Genomic DNA, 20,625 nt, shown 5'->3' on the forward strand with positions numbered 1-20,625 from the left:
CGGGGTCAGCCGGCGGGGCCGGCCCGGTCGGTCCGGTCGGGGCGGTCGGTCCGGTCCGGGCGGTCGGTCGGACCACCCGTCGGACCGCCCGACCGGTCGCCCGTGGGGTCGCCCGCCGCGTCGCCGGGACGGCCGGGGTCGGTGCGGGCGACCCGGTCGAGCAGGGTGCGGCGCACTCGGCTGAGTCGGAGCGCGAGCTGGATCTCGAAGGAGCGTTCGGGCTTCAGCCAGTCCGGCCCGAGCAGTTCGCCGATCCGCTCCAGCCGGCGCGCCACCGTGTTGGGGTGGACGTGCAGCCGCTGGGCGGCGTGGGTCGGGCTGTTGCCGGTGTCGAACCAGGCCTGGAGGGTGCGGGCCAGCTCGGTCAGCCGCAGCCGGTCGTAGTCGAGCACCGGGCCGACGGCCGACTCGATGAACCCCTCGACATCGTGGTTGTCGGCCAGCAGGACGCCCACGAAGCCGAGTTCGCGGGCGGAGGCGGCGCGGCCGACCGCGCCCAGCGAGGTCATCGCGTCCAGGCAGCGCAGCGCCTCCTGGTAGCCGTGGAAGACCGAGGTCGGATCGCTGACCGGCCCGGCGGCGCCGACCGTCACCGGGAGGCCGAGCAGCGGGGTGAGCTCCTCGGCGACCGCGCGGGCGGCCCGGCCCGGGTCGCTGCCGGGCAGCAGCAGCACCGCCCGGCCGTTGTGGACCCGTTTGAGGCCGCTCATCCGGTGCGCGTACAGCCCGGCCCAGGTCGCGGTCCTGCCCTGGGCCTCGCCCTCGGGCCGGGCGACCACCAGGACGTGCGCGGCGGACAGGTCGATGCCGAGCCGGCGGGCCCGGACGTCGAGCTGGCGGGGCGGGCGCTGCGGACTGCTCAGCAGTTCGTCGAGCAGCTCGTCGCCGACGTGGCGGACCGGGGCGACCGAGCGCCGGCCCTCCAGCAGCAGGGCGACCGCGACCGCCTGGGCGATGCTCTGGCAGAACTCCGCGGCCAGGTCCGCCCGTCGGCCGGTCGGCCGGGCGAGCAGGGTGCCCAGACCGGTGGAGCCGGCCCGGACCGGGGCCGCCCACAGCGGTCCGGCCAGCCGGACCGGGCGGCCGGCCGCGTGGGCGTCGACGGCGGTGGCGACCACGGTCGGCCCGTCGAGTTCGGGCAGTTCGCCGGTCGAGGCCAGTACGGTGCCGTCGCTCGCGTACACCCGCAGGCCGAGGTCGAGCCGGCGGCCGGCGTCGCGGACCAGGGCGTGCGGGTCGCGGCCGGAGAGCGCCAGGTCGACCAGGGCGCGGTGGGCCTCGGCGAGTTCACCGACCGGGTCGGCCGCGCCGGGCGGGGCCGCCGGGCCGCCGGGACGGGCCGGGGCGACCGGCGCGGCGGCGGAGGCCGGGATGGCGGAGGCCGGGGCAGCGGTGGAGGCCCGAGCGGCGGCGGAGGCCAGGGCGGCACCCTCCAGCAGCCGGGCCTTCTCGATCGCCACCCCGGCGAGGTCGCCGAGCGCGGCCATCAGCGAGATCTCGTCGGTGGTGAAGTAGCGCACCGCGCGTTCGGCGACGTACAGGGTGCCGAACGGGTGGGCGCGGTGGCCGAGCGGGACGGCCACCACGGCGCGCAGCCCCTCGGCGCGGATCACCGCGTCGACCACCGGGCTGCGCCGGATCCGCTCGTCCACGAGGAAGTCCGGGGTCCAGAACGGTCCCGGGTCGGCCGGTACGCCGCCGCCCAGGCCGAAGCCGTCGGGCACGGCGAGGCCGACCCGCAGCGAGCCGCTCGGGCCGTCGGTGGTGCGGATCCGGACCGGTCCGGGGGCGCTGTCGCCGCCGGCCGGTTCGGCGGTGGTGAGGCAGGAGACGTCGGCGCCCAGCAGCAGCCGGGCCCGGCGGGTGATCACCCGCAGCAGGCTGTCGAGTTCGTAGGGCAGGGCCAGGTCGCGGGCGGTGTCGGTGAGCGCGGCCAGCCCGGCCTCGCGGCGGCGCCGGTGCTGGGACCGGGAGCGGATGGACAGGCCGAGCTGCTCGATCCGGCAGATCGCCTCCCGCTCCGGGGCGGACTCGCAGCTCCGCCGGGCCTGTTCGACCAGCTCCGCCAGTTGGGCGGCCGGAGCCTCGCTGGCCAGCAGTTCCAGGACGTTGAACGCGATTGAGTCGGCGGACCGTCGCGTCATGACCTTCCCTCCCCCTGGGGCGTGTCGTGTGGATCGGCCCTGGTCCGCGACGCTCCCCCGGCCGTCGGCCGGGAGGTACCCCCCAGGGCACGCGCGCCCCGGCCCTGCGGCCGGGAGGTGCCCCCATCGCAGCGGCTCCGCCCCCAGCCGGTGGCCGGGAGGTGCCGCTACCTCCGCCTTGCGGTGCACGCACCCCGACGCCGCGGCCTCGTCCGGGCTGGATCCACAAGACGCGCCCGGACTCCGTGAACGGAAGGAGTGCGTGACGGCCTGCAATCCGGAAGGTATGCGGGGGCGGTTGTTCCCGTCAAGAACAGGTCCGGGCCGTCCGGGCGGGGCCCGTGGTACCCGAGTGACTGATCATCAGGATGATTCAGCGGAGGGGAAGTCGGGCCGGTTCCTGGTCGCCGGGCCTGGCGGCCTGGCGGCCCTCGACGGCGGCGTGCAGGCGCAGCCAGTGGTCGACCAGCAGCGGGACGCTCTGCTCCTCCAGCCGCCGGGCGACCGCGCCGTAGTCGATGCCCAGCCGCCCCAGCCGGTCCAGTACCGCCCGGGCCGCCTCGTACTGGCCGAGCAGGGTGTCGCCCTCCAGCCGCAGCTTGCGGACCGCCTCGTCCAGCACCGGCCGGGTCATCGCGTGCGCGGTGCCCCAGGAGACCAGCCCGGCCACGTACCGGGCCTGGGCGGCGGCCCCGCCGAGCGCCGAGTCGGTCCACAGCAGCCGCTGCGGGCGGGCCCCGGAGGCGCGCAGGGTGCGCCAGCGGCCGTCGCCGAGCCGCTCCTCGTAGGCCCGGTACATCAGCCGGGCCGCGGCCTGGGCGGTGAGGCCGCGCAGCGCGGCCGCGTCCGGGTCGGCGGTCGCGGCCAGCCGCCGGTCGATCTCCCGGTCCACCCGGCCGACCGGGAGCGAGGCCACCGAGGCGATCTCGGCCAGCGGGAGGCCGGCCGCCAGGGCCTGCTCCAGTCCGTCGAAGTAGGCGTCCACCACCTGCCCGTAGCGCCGCACCGAGTAGAGCCCGGTGGCGTGCACGCCGAGTCCGCGGCCGACGCAGTCGCGGATCGCGGTGAGGCCGGCGGCGGTGGCCGGGATCTTGACCAGCAGGTTGGGCCGGTCCACCGCGCGGGCCAGCTCGACGGCCTCGGCGACGGTCGCGGTGGCGTCGTGCGCCAGCCGGGGGTCCAGGTCGGCCGAGACCAGGCCGTCGTGGCCGTGGGTGGCCCGGTGGACGCCGAGGAACTCCTCGCAGACCAGCCGCAGGTCGTGCACGGTGGCGGCCCAGACCGAGCCCTCCGGGGAGACGTGGTGCTCCGCCAGCCGGGCCAACTGCTCGCTGTACAGCGGATCGTGGCACATCGGCCCGGTCAGCAGGGCGGGGTTGGTGGTGGCGCCGCGCAGACCGGTGCGGTCGATCAGCCGGCCGAGCAGGCCCGAGGCGGCCAGGCCGCGGTTGATCCCGTCCAGCCAGGGCGAGACGCCCTCGGCGATCAGCGGCCGCAGGTCTCCGGTTCGGGGTTCGGCAGCCGGCGGTTTCTTCACTGCGGGATCACTGCTCCTCGGCTCTGTGACGGACCGAAAACGGTGCCGTGGCCGAGGATAGGCAGCAATTCGTGCCCGGAAAAGTGAGTGCCCCGGTCAATGTCAGGTCGGCCCCGGGTCAATGCCGGGCTGGGCGGGGGTCAATGCCGGGCATGGTCATTGCGGGGCGGCGGGAGAAGTGACCGCCGAGTATTTGATGGAGTGCGGCCCCACCTGACGAAGTGCCGGGAACTCCGTTGGCCGGTCGGCCGTCCACGGTCAACGATCAGTGGAAGTGCCCACGTCACCGAGGAGTTCACCGCCGTGACCACCATTGCCGTCATCTATTGGTCCTCCACCGGAAATGTCGCCAGGCTGGCCGGGGCGGCGGCCGACGCCGCCGGGAAGGCGGGCGCCGACGTGCGGTTGCGCCGGATCGCCGACCTGCCGGACGACACCTATGTACCGGGCACCGAGGAGGCCGCGCGGGAGCTGCGGGACCGCACCGCGGACGTCCCGGTGGCCTCGCTCGACGACCTGGCCTGGGCGGACGGCATCCTGATCGGCACCCCGGTGCGCTTCGGCCTGCCGGCCGCACCGGTGCTGCGGTTCATCGACGCGACCGCGCCGCTGTCGATCCCCGGCGGGCTGGCCGACAAGGCGGTGTCCGCGTTCACCTCGGGTTCCGCGCCGCACGGCGGCCACGAGACGGCGATCCTCGCGCTGCACAACGCCTTCTGCCACTGGGGCTCGCTGATCCTGGCCACCGGCTCCACCGACCCGGTGCTGTTCCGCCCGCAGAACGGCAATCCGTACGGGGCCAGCGCGGTCTCCCGGAACGTGCCGGGCCAGGTGCACGAGGAGAACATCGCCGCCGTGGAGTTCCAGGCCCGGCGGGTGGTCCGGGTGGCCGGACTGCTCGGCGGCCTCGCCGACCAGTAGGGGCCCCGCCGGTCCGGGAGGGAGACGTCAGTGGACCACCTGCTCCTGGGACAGCTCGCCGACCGCCCCGCCGGGCAGCAGCCGGACTGGCCCGATCCATTCGAACTCGCCGCCGCGAAAAAGGAGTTGGCCGACCGCCCGCCCCTGGTCGCGGCCACCGACGTGCACCGGCTGCGGGCCCTGCTCGGCCGGGTCGCCCGGGGGGAGGCGCACGTCCTCCAGGCCGGCGACTGCGCCGAGGACCCGCAGGAGTGCACCGCCGGCGACACCGCCCGCAAGGCCGCGCTGCTCGACCTGCTGGCCGGGCGGCTGAAGCTCACCACGCACCGCCCGGTGCTCCGGATCGGCCGGATCGCCGGCCAGTTCGCCAAGCCCCGCTCCTGCCCCACCGAACTCTGCGACGGGGTCGAACTCCCGGTCTACCGGGGACACCTGGTCAACGGCCCGGAACCCGACCCGGTCCGCCGCACCCCCGATCCGCGCCGGCTGGCGGTGGGCTACGAGGCGTCCCGCCGGGTGCTGGACCACCTGTCCCGGCTCGCCCCCGGCGATCCGTCCGTCGCCTGCCCGCCGGTGTGGACCAGCCACGAGGCGCTGCTGCTGGACTACGAGCTGCCGCTGCTGCGCCGGGACGCCCGGGGCCGCCCGCTGCTCGCCTCCACGCACTTCCCGTGGATCGGCGAGCGGACCCGGGACCCGGACGGCGCGCACGTCGCCCTGCTGGCCTCGGTGGTCAACCCGGTCGGCTGCAAGGTCGGTCCGACCACCACCCCGGCGGAACTGCTGCGGCTGTGCGCCCTGCTCGACCCCGGCCGGGAACCCGGCCGGCTCACCCTGATCGCCCGGCTCGGCGCCGACCGCGTCGCCGAGGTCCTCCCGCGGCTGGTCAGGGCGGTGCACGCGGCCGGCCACCCGGTGGTCTGGCTCAGCGACCCGATGCACGGCAACACCGTCGCCGGACCGGACGGGCTCAAGACCCGGCTGGTGCCGGAGCTGGTCCGGGAGGTCGAGGCGTTCCAGCGGGCGGTCCGGGCGGAGGGCGCCGCCGCCGGGGGGCTGCACCTGGAGACCACCCCCGACGAGGTGACCGAGTGCGCCGACGACGCGGCCGGGCTGGCCCGGGTCGGCGACAAGTACACGAGCCTGTGCGATCCGCGGCTCAACCCGGGCCAGGCGGTCGCGGTGGTGTCCGCCTGGCGCTCCTGAGCGCGGGGCGCGCAGCCGCCCGTACCGCGCACTCCCCGTACGCCCCGCATGCCCTGCACCACCCGCGCTACCCGCACCCCGACTACCCGCACCCCGACTACCCGCGCTACCCGTACTGATCGCAGTGCTCGCACTGCTCGCACCATCCTGTTCCGACCCGTGCACCACCCCCAACCCACCCGCGGCCCGAGCTGTTGGTCCGCGTCCCCCAGGGAGGTCCGCACATGAGAAACAAGGTGACACTCGTCACCGGCGCGGCGGGCGGCATCGGCGCCGCCGTGGTCCGGCTGCTGGCCGCTCGCGGCGCGCTGGTCGCGGCCGTGGACCGGGACGCCGACCGCCTCGCCGAACTCACCGGCAAGCTGGCCGCCGAGGGCCTCACGGTGACGGCCGTCCCCGCCGACGTCACCGACAGCGCCTCGGTCGAGGCCGCCGTCGACACCGCCGAGCGGGAGCTGGGCCCGATCGACCACCTGGTCAACAACGCCGGTGTGCTGCGGCTCGGCGAGGTCCGCGACCTCACCGACGAGGACTGGCGGACCACGTTCGCGATCAACGCGGAGGGCGTCTTCCGGGTCTCCCGGGCGGTGGTCCACCGCATGATCCCGCGCCGGCGGGGCGCGATCGTCACGGTCGCCTCCAACGCGGGCCTCACCCCGCGCGCCGAGATGTCCGCCTACGCGGCCTCCAAGGCGGCGGCCACCCACTTCACCAAGAGCCTCGGCCTGGAGGTCGCCCGCTACGGGATCCGCTGCAACGTGGTCGCGCCCGGCTCCACCGACACCCCGATGCTCAGCGGGATGTGGGCCGACGGCGTCGACGGCCGGGCCGCCACCGTCGCCGGGGTGCCGTCCGCCTTCAAGGTCGGCATCCCGCTCGGCAAGCTGGCCCGGCCCGAGGACGTCGCGTACGCCGTCGCCTTCCTGCTGTCCGACGAGGCCGGCCACATCACCCTGCACGACCTCACGGTGGACGGGGGTGCCGGGCTCGGTGCGTGACGCGACCCCCTCCCCGCTGGACCGGGTGCTGGCCGCCCGGCCGCCCGCGTTCGCGCTGCTGCACCGGCCCGAGGCCACCGGCCCGGGGGTGGTCGAGCTGCTGCTCGGCGAGGTGTCGGCGCCAGCCACGCTGGCCGACCTGCCGTTGGCCGACCTGCCGCCGGCCGGACTTCCCCCGGCGGAGCCGCCCTCCGACCCCCTGCGCTCCGACCCCCTGCGGTCCGACCCCCTGCGGTCCGACCCCCCGCGCCCCGACTTCCTGCGCCCCGGCGGCGAGCGGCACGAACTGCTCGTCCTGGTCCCCTACCGGCAGATCGCCGAGCGCGGCTTCGAGGCGCCGGACGACGGCACCCCGCTGCTCGCGCTGACCGTCACCGAGCAGTCGGAGCTGCCGCTCGCCGAACTGCTCGACCGCCTCCCCGACGGCCCGGTCGACCTGACCGGAGGTGCCTTCGACATCGGCGACGAGGAGTACGCGCAGACCGTCCGCCGGGTGCTCGCCGAGGAGATCGGGGAGGGGACGGGCGCCAACTTCGTCCTCAGGCGCTCCTTCGTCGCCGCCGTCGGCGGGGACACCACCACCGCCGCGCTCACCCTGTTCCGCCGGCTGCTCCAGCGGGAGACCGGCGCCTACTGGACCTTCCTGGTGCACACCGGGGAGCGGACCCTGGTCGGCGCGACGCCCGAGCGGCACATCAGCGTGCACGGCGGGCGGGCGGTGATGAACCCGATCAGCGGCACCTACCGCTACCCGGAGCAGGGGCCGACCCTCGCCGGCGTGCTGGAGTTCCTGGCGGACCGCAAGGAGACCGACGAGCTCTGCATGGTGCTCGACGAGGAACTCAAGATGATGGCCCGGATCTGCCCGGGCGGCGGCCGGGTGGTCGGCCCGTACCTCAAGGAGATGGCCCGGCTCGCGCACACCGAGTACTTCATCGAGGGCCGGACCCACCGGGACCCGCGCGAGGTGCTGCGCGAGACGCTGTTCGCGCCCACGGTCACCGGCAGCCCGCTGGAGTCCGCCGCCCGGGTGATCGCCAAGTACGAGCCCGGCGGCCGGGGCTACTACAGCGGAGTGGCCGCGCTGATCGGCCGGGACACGGCCGGCGGGCGCTCCCTGGACTCCGGGATCCTGATCCGCACCGCCGACATCGACACCGCCACCGGCCGGCTGGCGATCGGGGTGGGGGCGACGCTGGTGCGGCACTCGGACCCGCGCTCGGAGGTGGCCGAGACCGGCGCCAAGGCGGCCGGGCTGCTGGCCGCGAGCGGGGCCGGGGCGGCCGGGCCGTTCACCCCGGCGGACGGCCGCCGGGGCGGGTTCGCCGCGCATCCCGAGGTGCGGGCGGCCCTGGCCGGGCGCAACCGGGACCTGTCCGGCTTCTGGCTCGCCGAGGTGTCCGGACGGGCCCGTCCGCGCCCCGAACTGGCCGGCCTGCGGGTCCTGGTGGTGGATGCCGAGGACACCTTCACCGCGATGATCGGCCACCAGCTGCGGGCGCTCGGCCTGGAGGTCGGGGTGCGCCGGTTCGACGAGCCGTACTCGCGCGAGGGCGCCGACCTGGTGGTGCTCGGGCCCGGACCCGGCGACCCGCGCGACACCTCCCATCCGAAGATCGCCCATCTCCGGACGGCGGCCCGGGAGTTGCTGGCCGCGCGACGGCCGTTCCTGGCGGTCTGCCTGAGCCACCAGGTGCTCTCCGCCGAGCTGGGCCTGCCGCTGGTCCGCCGCGCGGTGCCCAACCAAGGGGTGCAGCGCGCCGTCGACCTGTTCGGCGCCGCCGAGCGGGTCGGCTTCTACAACACCTTCGCCGCGGCCTGGGACGCCTGCCCGGGCGGACCGGGGGAGTTCGAGGCCCCCGGCGGCGGCGTGGTCCGGGTCGCCGCGGACCCCGCGACCGGCGAGGTGCACGCGCTGCGCGGGCCGGGCTTCGCCTCGGTGCAGTTCCACGCCGAGTCGGTGCTCACCCTCGGCGGCGTACGGATCACCGGTGATCTGATCGCTCACGCGCTCGGATTGCCGGATTCCGTTCGAATAGCGCCCGAGGCCCCCGAATTCCCCTGACGGGCCGTACACGTCCCACAGCCGTTCCGTTCGAAAAAGCATTACCGGAGCCGGAAAACCCCGACCGAGTCACCGAACCACCGACAAGAGGAGATCACCGTGCTGGACGACGCCATGGTGGACGCGTACCTCGCCCGGATCGGCGCCGAACGGCCCGAGCGGGCCGACCTCGCCGCGCTCACCCACCTCCAGGAACGGCAGGTGCTGTCCGTGCCGTTCGAGAACCTCGGCTACCACCTCGACGAGCCCATCCACATGGACGAGCAGGTCCTCGACAAGATCGTCCGGCAGCGCCGGGGCGGCGGCTGCTACGAGGTCAACCCGGCCCTCTCGTTCCTGCTCACCGCCCTCGGCTACCAGGTGGAGATCCTCCCCGGCCGGGTCCACCGTCCCGGCGGCACCCTCGGCGCGGCCCTGTGCCACCTCGCCCTGCGGGTCACCGTCGACGGCGAGCAGTGGCTGGTCGACACCGGCTTCGGCCGCAACAGCCGGCACCCGCTGCGGCTGGCCTCGCGCGAGGTCCAGCAGGACCCGGACGGCGAGTACCGGCTGGCCGACGTCGAGGGCGGCGGCTTCGACGTGTTCCTCAACGGCAAGCCGCTGTACCGGCTGGAGGACCGCCCGGTGCGGATCGAGGACTTCCGCCCGACCCTGTGGTGGTACCGCACCGCGCCCGAGTCCCCGTTCATGCAGGACGTGTTCTGCTCGCTGCGGACCGAGGACGGCCGGATCACCCTCAAGGGCAACCAGCTCTCCACGGTGGCCGGCGGGGAGCGCGGCACCCAGGAGTTCGGCACCGACGCCGCCGTCCTGGAGGCGTACAAGACCTACTTCGGGTTCAGCCTCGACCGGCTGCCCGACCAGCCGTCCGGCGGGGTCACCGCCGCCGTCCAGACCGGATGAGCCCGCCGTGACCACCACCGGACCCCGCCCGGACGCCGGCCCGCCGGCGCCGCCCACCGACCCCGCCCAGCTGCCCCTGGTCTTCGCCGCGGCCTTCAACGCCGGCGACGCGCAGGCCGTGGAGCGGCTGTTCGAGCCCGGCGCGGTCTTCGTCAACGCGCCCGGCGAGGTGGTGACCGGCGACGAGCGCCGCGCCGCCACCGGCCGGTTCCTCGCCCTCGGCCTGCCGATCCGGATCGAGGTCCGGCAGTGCTACGTGGCCGGCGACCTCGCGCTGCTGATCGGGGACTACCTGATCGAGGGCGAGGGCCCGGACGGTCCGCTCCGCGACGAGGGCACGGCCACCGACGTCGCCCGGCGCGGCGCGGACGGCCGCTGGCGCTACGCGATCGACAACCCGCCCGGCACCGCCCGCTGACCCGAGGAAGGACCGCTGTGCCTGCTGCAGCCAACCCCGTCGCCGATCCGCTGCTGGACCTGCCGTTCGACGCCGTGCCGGACCCCGACGAGTACCTGCGCGCCGCGATGCGCTGGCACTTCTCGCCGGAGACCGGCTCGCCGTTCTGGCTGGCCCGGGCCGCGGGCCTCGGCTTCGACCCGCTCACCGAGGTCCGCACCCACGCCGACCTCGCCAAGTTCCCCAACCTCGCCGGCGAGCTGCGCACCGCCCGGGTCGAGGACCTCATCCCGCGCGGCTACGGCGACCGCCCCGAGGTGGTCGGCGTCTACGAGAGCGGCGGCACCACCGGCGCGCCCAAGCGGATCGTGCTGCTGCGCGACTGGCTGGACCGGCTGCTCGGCTGGTCCAGCGCCCAGCTCGACGGCCACGGCGTGCCGCAGGGCGTCAACTGGCTGGTGGTCGCCCCCACCGGCCCGCACATGGTCGGCGATGTGATCAAGGCCCAGACCGCCTACCGCGGCGGCCTGTCCTTCACCGTCGACCTCGATCCGCGCTGGGTGAAGCGGCTGATCTCCGACGGCAAGGGCGCCGAGGCCGGCGCGTACGCCGAGCACATCGTCGACCAGGTCGCGTACCTGCTGGAGACCCAGGACATCGGCGTGCTGATGTGCACCCCGCCGGTGCTGGAGCGGATCGCCCGCCGCGACGGCCTCGCCGCGCTGGTCGGCGAGAAGGTCCGGGCGATCAACTGGGTCGGCACCCAGATGGACCCGGACACCCGCCACCTCTACCGCACCGAGGTCTTCCCGGACGCCGTGCTCTACAGCGGCTACGGCTCGACCATGATCCTCGGCAACGCCAGCGAGCGGCACGGGCTGACCGACGACGACCCCTGCGTCTACGACCCGTACTCGCCGTACATGAGCTTCGGCGTGATCGACCCGGAGACCGGGCGGACGGTGGAGTACGGCGAGCGCGGGCAGGTGGTCATGCACCACGTGTCCAAGAGCCTGCTGATGCCCAACAACCTGGAGCGCGACCACGGCACCCGGATCGCCGCGCTGCCCGGTCACCTCGGCGACGCGGTGGCGGACATCGCCCCGGTCCAGGAGTTCGACAACGAGACCGTGATCGAGGGGGTGTACTGATGACCCAGCCCACGCGGCCCACGCGGCAGCCCGCACAGTCCGAGCCGCCCACGCCGCAGCCGGCCCTGCTCCAGCTGGACGCGCTCGGCCCCGGCGAGCCCTTCCGGGCCCGGCGCCGCACCGAGGTGGCCGACGTCACCGGCGCGCCGTTCGCCGAACTCAGCCTCGTCCCCAAGCTGTTCGTCACCCGGGCGATGCGCGCCCTGCACGCGGCGGAGTCGCTGCCGGCCGAGGAGCGCTTCGCCGCGCTGGCCCGGGCCGGCCGGATCTTCACCACGGAGACCATCGACGGCCTGGACTTCCCGTCCTACGAGCGCGCCGTCGCCCGGGTCTCCGGGGTGCCGATCACGGTCGTCCGGGACGCCACCCGGGCCATCGCCGACTCCGCCGAGAAGGCCGGCTGGTCCGCCTACCGGGCCCGGCCGGCCGGCGCGGTGAGCGACTGGCGGGACGGCGCGACCCTCGACGGCAGCGCCGTCTGGACCCGTCGCGGCGAGGTCTTCGCCGTCCACGCGGCCGGCAACCACCCCGGCCCGCACGGGCTCTGGCTGGAGGCACTGGCGCTCGGCTACCGGGTCGCGGTCCGGCCCTCCCGCCGCGAGCCGCTCACCCCGCACCGGCTGGTCACCGCGCTGCGGCTGGCGGGCTTCGCCGCCGACCAGGTGATGCTGCTGCCCACCGACCACGAGGCCGCGGACGAGATCCTGGCCGGCGCCGACCTGGGCATGGTCTACGGCGGCGACGAGGTGGTCCGCAAGTACGCGGGCAGCACCGTGCTGCCGCAGGGCCCCGGCCGGTCCAAGATCCTCGTCACCCGGGACACCGACTGGCGCGAGCACCTGGACACGATCGTCGACTCGATCGCCCACCAGGGCGGCGTGGCCTGCATCAACGCCACCGCCGTACTGGTCGAGGGCGACCCGGCGCCGCTGGCCCGGGCGATCGCGGAGCGGCTGGCCGGCATCCCGAGCCTGCCGCCGGAGGACGAGAAGGCGGTGCTCTCGGTCCAGCCGGTGGCCGAGGCCCGGGCGGTCGAGGCGTACCTGCTGCGCCGGGCGGCCGGCACCAGGGCCTGGCTCGGCGGGGACGGCGTGGTGGCCGAACTCGGCGACGGCAGCGCGGTGCTGCGCCCGGCCGTGCACCAGCTGGACCGGCCGGACGCCGAGCAGACCGGCGTCGAACTCGCCTTCCCCTGCGTCTGGGTGGCGCCGTGGACGCCCGAGGCGGGGGTGGCGCCGCTGCGGAACTCGCTGGTACTGACCGCGCTCACCGGGGACGACGCGCTGTTCGACCGGCTGCTCCGGGAGCCGAGCATCAGCAACGTCTACCGGGGCGACCACCCGACGTACTGGATCCGGCCCGGGGTGCCGCACGACGGCTACCTGGGGGAGTTCCTGATGCGGACCAAGACCGTCATCCGGGGCTGAACCGGGCGGGGACCTCGCGGGCACCGGCCCGCGAGGTCCCCGCGCCTGCGGTTCAGTGCCGCAGCGCCCGGTCCACCAGGGCGCCGGCCATGCCGGTGTACCCGGCCGGGTCGCACAGCTCCGCGATCTCCACGGAGGTGAAGTGCCCCTCCAGCCCGCCCTGTTCCGCCAGCACCTCGGCCAGCGGCCGGCCCTCCCGGTCGGCGGTCAGCGAGGCCTCGGTGAGCAGCTGCCGGGCCACCGCCTTGCCGAGCTTCGGCGCCAGCCGGGCGGCGATCCGTTCGGAGACCAGCTGTCCGCCGGTGAGCCCCAGATTGGCCCGCATCCGCTCCGGCCGGACCAGCAGCCCCTCGGCCAGCTCCACCGAGGTGTGCGCGGCGCCACCGGCCAGCCGCAGGCACTCCCGCAGCAGCAGCCACTCGGCGTGCCAGGCGCCGCCCGAGCGCTCGTCCTCGGTGACCAGGCACTGGGTCAGTCCGGCGGCGAGCACCGGGACCTGGAGGGCGGCGCTGCGCAGCAGGGTGGCCAGCACCGGGTTGCGCTTGTGCGGCATCGCGGAGGAGGCGCCGCGGCCGGCCGCCGCCGGCTCGACCACCTCGCCGACCTCGGTGCGGGTCAGCGACTGCACGTCCACCGCGATCTTGCCGAGGGCGCCGGCGGTGAAGGCCAGCGCGGCGGCCAGGTCGGCGATCGGGGTGCGCAGCGCGTGCCAGGGCAGCACCGGGCGGGCGAGTCCGGTCTCGGCCGCGAACGCGTCCAGCAGCCGGTCCAGGTAGGCGCCGGCGTCCGCCTCCGGGTCCGGGCCGTCCAGCCGGGCGTACTCCAGGTAGCCGGCCAGGGTGCCGGCGGCGCCGCCCAGCGCGACCGGCAGCCCGTCCGCGAGGACGGCGGCGAGCCGGCGGTCGGCGTCCAGTACCAGCTGGCGCCAGCCGGCCGCCTTGAGGCCGAAGGTGGTGGGCACCGCGTGCAGGGCGAGGGTGCGCCCGGCGAGCACGGTGTCCCGGTGCTCGGCGGCCAGGCCGGCGAGCGCGTGGGCGGTGCGGCCGAGGTCGGCGCGGATCAGGGCCAGTGCCCGGGCGGCGACCAGCATGGCGCCGGTGTCCAGGATGTCCTGGCTGGTGGAGCCGCGGTGCACGTACTCGGCGGCGGCCGGGTCCTCGGCGGCGACCGCCAGGGTCAGTGCCTGGACCAGGCCGACCACCGGATTGGCGGTCTCCCGGCAGGCCAGGGCCAACTGCCGGACGTCGAACAGCTCGGCCCGGGCGGTCCGGGTGATCGCGGCGGCCGCGGCGGGCGGCACGGTGCCGAGACCGGCCTGGGCGCGGGCCAGTGCCGCTTCGGCGTCCAGCATGGCCTGGAGCCAGGCGCGGTCGGTCACGGCCGCCTCGACCGGGGTGCCGGCCCGGACGGGGGAGAGCAGTCCGGTGTCGGGCTCGGCCGGGGCCGGCGGGCTGGGGTGTTCGGTCATACGACGACGCCTCTCGGTTCGGACTCGGCTGACCCGCCGGACCCGGTTGACCCGGCGGACGCCGCGGAGGCGGCCTGCTCCGCGGACCCTACGGACCCTACGGACGCCACGGACCCGGCTGACCCGCCGGACCCTACGGACCCGGCCGCGACCGGGTCGGGGGCGGTGCCCGGCCACTCGGGGGCCGGGGAGAGCGCCAGCACCGCCCGGGCGATGGCGTCGGAGTCGCCGAGGGTCACCGAGTCGACGCCGGGCCGGATGCCCGCCGCGGTGACCCAGTGCACGGACTCCGTCGGCACCCCGTACGCGAAGCGGCGCGGATGCGCCCGGCCGCGGCCGTCCAGCAGCCGGTAGGGCCGCTCGGTGACGGCGAGGCCGCCGGTCGGGTAGCCCGTCCCGGAGGGGCCGGGGATCCGGTAGGCGGCGCACTGCTCGGTGTCCAGCAGGTGCCGCAGCAGCGGATCGTCGGTGCGCCGCAGGTCGGGCTCCGGCAGCCGGGCCTCGACCAGGACCGAGGCCCGGACCGGCGGGCCCGGCACGGCGGTGGAGTGCGCGGCGAAGGCCGGGTCGACGGGGTCGATCCGGATCTCGGTGCCGGGGCCGAGGAGTTCCACCACCCCGGCCTCGATCAGCGCGATCAGCTGCTCGATCCGCTCCACCGGCGGTCCGATGGAGAGGAAGGCGTTCAGCGGGGTGTACCAGCCGTCGAGGTCGTCCCGGTAGGAGTCGCCCGCGATGCCGCTGTGGTCGACCGCCATCCGGATCTCGTTGCGCAGGTCGCGCAGCACGTCCAGGGCGGCCTTGAGCGGGCCGCTGAGGTTCCCGGCCCTGGCCTCGGCGACGTCGTGGCGCAGATGGCCGAGCAGCCAGTCGCGGAAGTCCGCGCGGTCGGTGAACTCGCGTCCGGCGTAGGGGCGGGAGAGCCGGTCCCAGCTCCACCGGTCGGCCTCGGGGATGCCGTGGTCGTCGAGTACGGCGGCCGGGTCGTCGGCGGTCAGGAAGCGGTCGGTGAACGCCTCGCGCTCGGCGCCGCGGGCCCGGGCGGCCAGCAGCGCGCCGTAGTAGACGGCCTCCACCTCGCGGGAGACCAGCGGCCAGAGGTCGGTGGCGAACCGCACCGGCCCGCCCCGGCGGGTGCGTTCCCGCAGCTCGGCGACCACCTCGGCGGTGAGCAGCCGGGGCAGGTGGCGGCCGTACGCGCCCTTCTCGTTCTCGCCGCGCGCGTGGTACGGGATGCCGCGCCGCGAGGTGGCGTACAGCCGGGGTTCGGCGCCGGAGGGCCGGTACACCAGGCCGCCGTCCGCCTGCTCGAACCGGCCGCCCCGGCCGAGGGTGAACAGGGCCATGTGGTCGAAGAAGTTGAGGCCCAGGCCGCGCAGCAGGACGGTCTGGCCCGGGCGCGCGGTGACGTGGACGTCGGCGGGGTTGGCGGGGGTGATGTAGTCGAGGTGGTGGATCCTGGCCAGGCTGGCGGTGCGGGCCTCGCGCGGGGTGGGCCGGGCCGGGAGGTGGCCCTGGGCGAGCACGATGGCGTCCAGCCGGTTCAGCCGGGTGCCGTCCTCCAGCCGGACGCCCTGCGGGCCGCCGGGGAAGCCGTGCGCGTCGGCCATCGCGACCGCCCGGGAGCGGTGCACCCGGACGGTCACGGTCGGCGGGGCGGCGGCGACCACGGCCCGGAAGGCCGCGTGCAGGTAGTGGCCGTAGAAGGCGCGGGTCGGGTAGGTGTTCGGGCCGAGGGCGGCGGCCTCGGCCAGGGCCGCCCCGTCGGGGCTGTCCGGCTGCCGGCCGGGGCCGCCCGGTCCGGTCCCGGCCGGGACCGGCGCCGGGTCGGGACTGCCCTCGGGGGCAAGCGACTTCGCCCATTCGTACAGGCTGGGACCGGGTTCGACGGGACCGTCGATCCGGACGCTGTCGTCGGTGTACACGGTGATCTGCGAGGCCACCGTGTTCATCAGGAGGTGTCGGGACTGGTCGGTGCGCCAGACCCGGCCCGCGCCGGGGGGTGCCGGGTCGACCACGTGCACGGTGACGGTGGCCCCGGAGGGACTGGACCGTTCGTTCGCGCAGAGTCGTTCCAGCACCGATAGACCGCGAGGACCCGCGCCGATGACGCAGATCTGGAGGTGACTGTCGATCATGCCCACGGCTCGAAATCGTAGTTGTGATGATCCGATGATGAAAAGGTCTTGGCGCCGTGCATCCAAGCCACCCGCTCATGCAACTCGCCCTCGGAGAGCGCTCCGAGCAGCCGGTTCCTGACCCGCGCGGCCTCGCCCGCCGGGTGCCAGAGCCGGATCGACTCCCGCGCGGCCCGCTGCACCGCCGCCGTCCGCGCCTGCCGTTCGGAGGCGAACCGGGCCAGTGTGCCGGTGGGTTCAGTGGTCTCGACCATCAACTCGCCCAGCAGTACGGCGTCCTCCAGCGCCTGACAGGCCCCCTGCGCCGCGTAGTGCAGCATCGGATGCGCGGCGTCGCCGAGCAGCACCACCCGGCCGTCCGTCCACCGCCGCACCGGGTCCCGGTCCACCAGCACCCAGGAGCGCCAGCCCTCGCCGAGCGCCAGCAGCCGCCGGGCGTTCGGCGCGGTCAGACCGGCCAGCTGCTCCCCGACCAGCTCCTCGTCCACCGCCACCCCGGCGAGCGCCTCGGTGGCGCCGTTGTCCCGGGAGGCGGCCAGGTTGAGGAACGCCCCGCCGGCGATCGGATAGTGGACGAAGTGGCAGTGCGGGCCGGTCCACCAGGTCACCGAGGTGGGCAGCCGCAGCTCCTCGGGGACCAGCTCCATCGGGACCACCGCCCGGTAGACGGTGATCCCGGAGATCCGCGGCTCGCCGTCGCCGACCAACTGGGCGCGGACCGCCGAATGGATGCCGTCCGCCCCGACCAGCACGTCGCCGCGCACCGAGCCGCCGTCCGCCAGCAGCGCGGTGGCGCCCCCGGCGTCCTGCCGGTAGCCGGTGACGGCGGTCGCGGCGCGCAGCTCGATCCGCGGCTCGTCCCGGCAGGCGCGCAGCAGCAGCCCGTGCAGCTCGGCCCGGTGCACCACCACGTACGGGTTGCCGAACCGCTGCCGGTACCGCTCGGTGAGGGTCAGGCTGGTGACGTGCTCGCCGGTGACACCGTCCATGAAGCGCAGTTCGGCCATGTGCACCCCGGCCGCCCGGACGGCGTCGCCGAGACCCAGCCGCTCCAGCGCGAGGATGCCGTTCGGCGCGATCTGGATGCCCGCCCCGATCTCGGCGAACTCCGGCGCCCGCTCCAGGACCACCGCCCGGTGGCCGGCCCGGGCGAGGGCCAGCGCGGCGGCCAGCCCGCCGATCCCGCCGCCGGCCACCAGGACGGTGGCGGGGGCGCCGTGGCGCGCCGTCACCGGACCGGCCCGTCGTCCCCGGCGGCCGCCAGCTGGCGGGCCAGCTCCAGCCGCTTGATCTTGGTGGTGGCGGTGGCCGGGAGCTCACCCAGCCGCCACTGCACCGGATCGGCCATCGGCGGCAGGCCCGCCGTGGCGGCCCGCCAGGCGGCCGGTTCGACCGGCAGGTCGTCCTTGGTGCAGATCACCGGTACCGCCCGGCCGTCCGCGCCGGGGACGATCACCACCTCGGCGAGCTGGGGGAGGCGGGCGAACAGCGCGTCCTCGGCGGCCAGGGTGGAGCCGAAGCCGTCGATCAGGTCGACCTCGCGGTCCAGCAGGTGCACACAGCCCCAGCGGGTCCGGTAGCCGACGTCGCCCATCCGCCACCAGCCGTCCTCGACCTGCTGGTCGTACCGGGCCTGCTCGCCGAGGTAGGTGACGATCCGGCCGTCACTGCGGACCTCGATGTACCCGGGGTTCTCCGCCGACGGGGGCCGGCCGTCGCGGCTCACCACCCGGACGTCGGTGAAGCCGGGGAAGGGCATGCCCACGCAGCGGCCGTCCGCGTCGGCGCCGCGCCGCCGGGAGAACGAGCGCACCACCGCCGGGCCGACCTCGCTCTGCCCGTACAGCTGGCCGAAGACCGGCGCGGTGCGGGCGGAGGCGCCGAGCATGGTCCGCACGGTGCGGGGGTGGATCGCGTCGAAGGTCGAGGAGAACAGCTTGACGTTGGCCAGCGGGCGGCGCGGGTCCTCGGCGAGTTCCTCCCACTCCATGAAGGAGTTGGGGTGGGCCTCCAGGATCCCGGGGCGCAGCCGGGCGAACAGCTCGGCCACGTGCCCGGCCTCCGAGTGGGCCAGCACCAGGATCGGGAAGCCGCGGAACAGCGAGATCGCCAGCGCGGTGATCAGCCGGGAGTGGACGAAGGAGACATGGATGGCGATGGTCTCCCGGCCCGGGACCACCGGCCGCAGCACGAGCGCCTGCGGCCGGTAGCGGGCCTCCAGGGTGCGGCCGGTGTGCACGGCCAGCTTGGGCGTGCCGGTGGTGCCGGAGGTGTGGGTGATCAGCGTCGGGTGGTCCGGCGGCGCGGTGACCGGCGCGACCCGGGGCGAGCCGGCCAGGGCGGCCAGCTCGACCGCGCCGGGGTGGCTGCCGGAGGCCAGCAGGACGGTGGCGGCCAGGTCGAAGACCTCGGCCGGCAGCTCCTTGGCGAGCTTGACCGCGTCGGTGACCAGGAACGGCTCGTCGGTGCGGCGGACCAGCTCGGCGACGGTCGCGCCGTCCAGCTGGGGCGAGAGCAGCACCGGGACGGCGCCGATCCGGGCCGTGGCGCAGGCGAGCAGGGTGATGTCGAAGCTGTTCGACTTGTGGACCACCACCCGGCGGCCCGGCCGGACCCCGGCGGCCCACAGCCGCGAGGCGTGGTCGTCGACCAGGTCGGCGAGCTCGGCGACGGTGGACCGCCGGCCCAGCTCGGGGGCGATGTCGAGGTCGTGGTCGAGGATCACCACGTTCGCGCCGTTCCGGACGGCGGCCCGCTCGAAGAGCGTGCCCAGTCGGATTCCCCGGTTGGCAATGCGCTGAAGGAGCACCGTTCCGCCCTCTCGTGGGATTAGGGTCGCTGTGCTTTCAGGGGTTTCGTCCCGGGGGGTGTGCCGCCGGGACTTCGTGCCAGGAGCCTTTTTCGGGAGCTGTTCCAGGGGGGGACCGGATTCAGTGCTCCTTCTCGACGACCCGCTTGATCCGCTCCAGGGTCACCCCGAGGTCGGCCGCGACCTTCTCGCCCCACTCGGCGAAGAAGCGGCGCTTCGCGTCCTCGTCCATCCCGGCGGTGATGCCCCGGATCCCCTCGGTGGCGGCGCCCATCCGGAAGTGGTGCACCAGCACGCTGTGGTCCGGGTCCGGGCCCGCGCCGGGGGTCACGTCGAAGGCCCAGACGCTGTCCTGGGCGCGCCCGCCGGTGTCCCGCATGGCCCAGCGGAAGGTCCGGCCGGGCTCGGCCGCGACCACCTCGGCATGGGTGAACCAGATGCCGCGGACCACCGGCGCCCAGGCGACCACGTCCGGGCTGCGCAGGTTCTCGCCGCGGAACACCGAACCGACCTCGGACGGCGCGCCGGAGACCCAGCTGCCGCCCTGGCATTCCGGGCTCCACTCGCCGCAGCGCGGGAGGTCGCTGATCACCGAATAGATCTCGTCGGGGGTGGCGGAAATCCGGATCTCGGCCCGGGAACGGAAAAGCGGGGCGTTCTCTGCGGTGTTTTCTCCCATGGCCGGAATCCTGGGCGGCGGCCCGCGGGAGGGTCAAAGGCGTGCCGACGGGTCCGTCAAGTCCGGCCGTGGACCTGACACATCGCGCCCGGAACCGGTTCGGGGGCCACCCGCCGGATGCTAAAGAAAGGGCCGAAGACGGGCCCTAGGGTCCGTCTTCAAACCCCCGTCGTCCGCCCGAAGGGCGGGCCGTGCGGCGGTGGGGTGCGTGCATCGCAAGGCGGAGGAGGGAGCCACTGCGGAGCATTGGCGACCGACGGCAACGCGGCGAGGTGCGTGCCCCAGCGCCGCACGGCAGGCGCGGGTTTGAAGCCGGACCCTAGAGGTCGAGGCCGAAGTGCAGCGCGGTGACCGCCATCCGGTGCGCGTGGTAGAACCGGTGCGCACCGTGGTTGGCCGTCCCCGAGTCCAGTTCGATCCGGGCGCAGTCCGCCGCCGCGGCCCGCTCCCTGAGCACCGCGAACAGCCGCCCGCCGACCCCGGCCGAGCGGGCCGACGGCGCGGTCACCAGGTCGTCGACGAAGAACAGCCGCCCCCGGCTGGTGGCCAGCACCCGGTGGGCGGCCACCGCCAGGCAGCGCCCCCGCCCGTCGTACGCGGCGGTGAACACCAGCCCCTGGGTGTGCGCCTCGGCCGCGAAGCCGGCGAAGCCGTCCGCCCCGAGCGCCGGACGCAGCGCCAGCATCAGCGGTGCGACGTCCCGGAGCAGCGCGGGCCCGTCCGGCCCGACGTCCACGAAGGTGAGTTCCATCTCCTGCCCCCCGACGGTCGTGGTGGTCCGG

Annotated in this window: 16 protein-coding genes; 8 read left to right on the forward strand and 8 right to left on the reverse strand. The window is 75.3% G+C overall.

Translation table 11 applies throughout. The features are described from left to right. Window positions 1–5 precede the first annotated feature (5 nt). On the reverse strand, window positions 6–2,144 hold the full coding sequence (locus tag SM793_RS16065; RefSeq protein ID WP_320438860.1) for a helix-turn-helix domain-containing protein: 2,139 nt from the start codon (window positions 2,142–2,144) through the stop codon (window positions 6–8). Between the two features lie 373 nt (window positions 2,145–2,517). Next, the gene (locus tag SM793_RS16070; protein WP_320438861.1) at window positions 2,518–3,681 is read right to left on the reverse strand and encodes a transaldolase family protein; all 1,164 of its coding nucleotides are present in this window, start codon (window positions 3,679–3,681) and stop codon (window positions 2,518–2,520) included. Between the two features lie 303 nt (window positions 3,682–3,984). Here SM793_RS16070 and SM793_RS16075 point away from each other — a divergent pair, with 303 nt between their 5' ends. The 8 genes from SM793_RS16075 (at window position 3,985) to SM793_RS16110 (ending at window position 12,749) form a co-directional block, all read left to right on the forward strand. Beyond that, entirely contained in the window at window positions 3,985–4,602 is a 618-nt protein-coding gene (locus SM793_RS16075) for a flavodoxin family protein (RefSeq protein WP_320438862.1), read from the forward strand. A gap of 30 nt (window positions 4,603–4,632) precedes the next feature. Continuing rightward, on the forward strand, window positions 4,633–5,808 hold the full coding sequence (locus SM793_RS16080) for a 3-deoxy-7-phosphoheptulonate synthase (protein ID WP_320438863.1): 1,176 nt from the start codon (window positions 4,633–4,635) through the stop codon (window positions 5,806–5,808). Window positions 5,809–6,032: 224 nt separating this feature from the next. Then, window positions 6,033–6,806 (forward strand): 2,3-dihydro-2,3-dihydroxybenzoate dehydrogenase, encoded by a 774-nt coding sequence (locus SM793_RS16085; protein ID WP_320438864.1) that lies wholly within the window; start codon window positions 6,033–6,035, stop codon window positions 6,804–6,806. Further along, the gene (locus tag SM793_RS16090) at window positions 6,799–8,871 is read left to right on the forward strand and encodes an anthranilate synthase family protein (protein ID WP_320438865.1); all 2,073 of its coding nucleotides are present in this window, start codon (window positions 6,799–6,801) and stop codon (window positions 8,869–8,871) included. Before SM793_RS16085 ends, SM793_RS16090 begins: the two co-directional genes overlap by 8 nt. A 99-nt stretch (window positions 8,872–8,970) precedes the next feature. After that, window positions 8,971–9,774: an arylamine N-acetyltransferase family protein gene (locus SM793_RS16095; RefSeq protein WP_320438866.1), complete on the forward strand. Its 804-nt coding sequence runs from the start codon at window positions 8,971–8,973 to the stop codon at window positions 9,772–9,774. A 7-nt stretch (window positions 9,775–9,781) separates the two neighbouring features. Beyond that, window positions 9,782–10,192, forward strand: a complete 411-nt coding sequence (locus SM793_RS16100) for a YybH family protein (protein WP_320438867.1) — start codon at window positions 9,782–9,784, stop codon at window positions 10,190–10,192. 17 nt (window positions 10,193–10,209) lie between these two features. After that, entirely contained in the window at window positions 10,210–11,322 is a 1,113-nt protein-coding gene (locus SM793_RS16105; protein ID WP_320438868.1) for a phenazine antibiotic biosynthesis protein, read from the forward strand. Then, window positions 11,322–12,749 (forward strand): aldehyde dehydrogenase family protein, encoded by a 1,428-nt coding sequence (locus SM793_RS16110; protein WP_413815971.1) that lies wholly within the window; start codon window positions 11,322–11,324, stop codon window positions 12,747–12,749. The genes SM793_RS16105 and SM793_RS16110 overlap by 1 nt, the downstream gene beginning before the upstream one ends. A 52-nt stretch (window positions 12,750–12,801) precedes the next feature. Here the strand turns inward: SM793_RS16110 and SM793_RS16115 are convergent, their stop codons facing one another. From SM793_RS16115 to SM793_RS16140, 6 genes are all read right to left on the reverse strand, one after another. Beyond that, complete coding sequence (locus SM793_RS16115; protein ID WP_320438869.1) at window positions 12,802–14,217, reverse strand: lyase family protein; 1,416 nt, start codon at window positions 14,215–14,217, stop codon at window positions 12,802–12,804. Continuing rightward, window positions 14,214–16,355 (reverse strand): FAD/NAD(P)-binding protein, encoded by a 2,142-nt coding sequence (locus tag SM793_RS16120; RefSeq protein WP_320438870.1) that lies wholly within the window; start codon window positions 16,353–16,355, stop codon window positions 14,214–14,216. The genes SM793_RS16115 and SM793_RS16120 overlap by 4 nt, the downstream gene beginning before the upstream one ends. Continuing rightward, complete coding sequence (locus tag SM793_RS16125; protein WP_320438871.1) at window positions 16,352–17,587, reverse strand: FAD-dependent monooxygenase; 1,236 nt, start codon at window positions 17,585–17,587, stop codon at window positions 16,352–16,354. The genes SM793_RS16120 and SM793_RS16125 overlap by 4 nt, the downstream gene beginning before the upstream one ends. Then, complete coding sequence (locus tag SM793_RS16130; protein WP_320438872.1) at window positions 17,584–19,164, reverse strand: class I adenylate-forming enzyme family protein; 1,581 nt, start codon at window positions 19,162–19,164, stop codon at window positions 17,584–17,586. The genes SM793_RS16125 and SM793_RS16130 overlap by 4 nt, the downstream gene beginning before the upstream one ends. Window positions 19,165–19,285: 121 nt before the next feature. Further along, a complete protein-coding gene (locus SM793_RS16135) occupies window positions 19,286–19,843 on the reverse strand; it encodes an SRPBCC family protein (RefSeq protein WP_320438873.1) in 558 nt (185 codons plus the stop codon). A 319-nt stretch (window positions 19,844–20,162) separates the two neighbouring features. After that, window positions 20,163–20,594, reverse strand: coding sequence for a GNAT family N-acetyltransferase (locus tag SM793_RS16140; protein WP_320438874.1), 432 nt, complete (start codon window positions 20,592–20,594; stop codon window positions 20,163–20,165). Window positions 20,595–20,625: the final 31 nt, after the last annotated feature.

It is taken from the genome of Kitasatospora purpeofusca, assembly GCF_034043715.1.
Taxonomy (GTDB): domain Bacteria; phylum Actinomycetota; class Actinomycetes; order Streptomycetales; family Streptomycetaceae; genus Kitasatospora; species Kitasatospora purpeofusca_A.